Annotated in this window: 1 protein-coding gene; it reads right to left on the reverse strand. The window is 67.8% G+C overall.

Annotated features, from left to right (window positions below; translation table 11 throughout):
* The coding region (locus tag U1700_RS14800; RefSeq protein WP_332753447.1) for an aldehyde dehydrogenase family protein at positions 1-1,235 on the reverse strand (1,235 nt) is incomplete at its 3' end.
* Positions 1,236-1,261: the final 26 nt, after the last annotated feature.

Genomic DNA, 1,261 nt, shown 5'->3' on the forward strand with positions numbered 1-1,261 from the left:
CCATATTGGTGCTCGCTCGGCAGGCGCACCGCCGTCTCGAAATCGGGCGCACGCACGATCTGGAGGACGGGGCCGAAAATCTCTTCCTTGTAGCTCTGCATCGCAGGCGTCACCCGGTCGAACAGCGACGGGCCGATGAAGAAGCCCTCCTCATAACCCTGCAATTTGAAGCCGCGCCCGTCGACGACCAGCTCTGCGCCCTCATCGACGCCGGTCTGGATCCAGTCCTCGACGCGTTTCTTGTGCGCGGCGTTCACGACCGGGCCGTAATGCGCCTGCGCATCGGTCGAGACACCGACCCGCAGCGCGTCGAGCGCGGGGATCAGCTTTTCGCGCAAGGCATCCGCCGTCTTGTCACCGACCGGCACGACGACGGGCAGCGCCATGCAGCGCTCGCCCGCCGAGCCGAAGGCCGCGCCCGACAGGTCGGCGACCACCTGGTCGAGGTCGGCGTCGGGCATGACGATACCGTGGTTCTTCGCACCGCCCATCGCCTGGACCAGCGTGTCCGGCAGGCAGGTCGCCTCCGCGACGGTCGCCGTCTGCATCGGTGCAGGTGCGACCGGCGTCGCTGCGCGGCTCGTGGCGGCGATCGGCCCGGTTTCGATCGCGGCGCGCATCTCCATGGCGACCGTATCGGCCACCGGCCCCAGGACGACCTGGACGCCGCTGGCAGAGGGGCGGAGGATATCCCGCGCGCCCAGCCGCTTGAGCGCCACCTCGTCGACCCGGGCCGGGTCGACCACGATCAGACGCAGGCGGGTGGTGCAGGCGGCGATTTCGCTGAGATTGGTGCTGCCCCCCATGGCCGCGACGAACGACGCACCGCGACCACCGGCGGCCTCCGTGGCTTCCCCCTCGGCCGCCGCCTCGACCTCGCGGCCCGGCGTCTGGAGGTTCCAGCGGCGGATCGCGAAACGGAACACGACATAGTAGATCAGCGCATAGATCGCGCCGATCGGCAGCAGCATCAGCGGCTTGGTCGCCTTGCCGAAATTGATGACATAGTCGAACAGACCGGCCGAGAAGGTATAGCCCAGCCGCACGCCCAGCGCGTTCATCAGCGCTTCCGAAATGCCGGTCAGGATGGCGTGGAAGGCATAGAGGACCGGCGCCAGGAACATGAAGCTGAACTCGATCGGCTCGGTCACGCCGGTCAGGAACGACATCAGCGCCAGGCTGAACAACATGCCGCCGACCGCCTTTTTCCGCTCCGGCAACGCTTCGTGATACATGGCGAGACACGCAGCGGGCAGGCCGA

It is taken from the genome of Sphingomonas sp. RB1R13, assembly GCF_036663775.1.
Taxonomy (GTDB): domain Bacteria; phylum Pseudomonadota; class Alphaproteobacteria; order Sphingomonadales; family Sphingomonadaceae; genus Sphingomicrobium.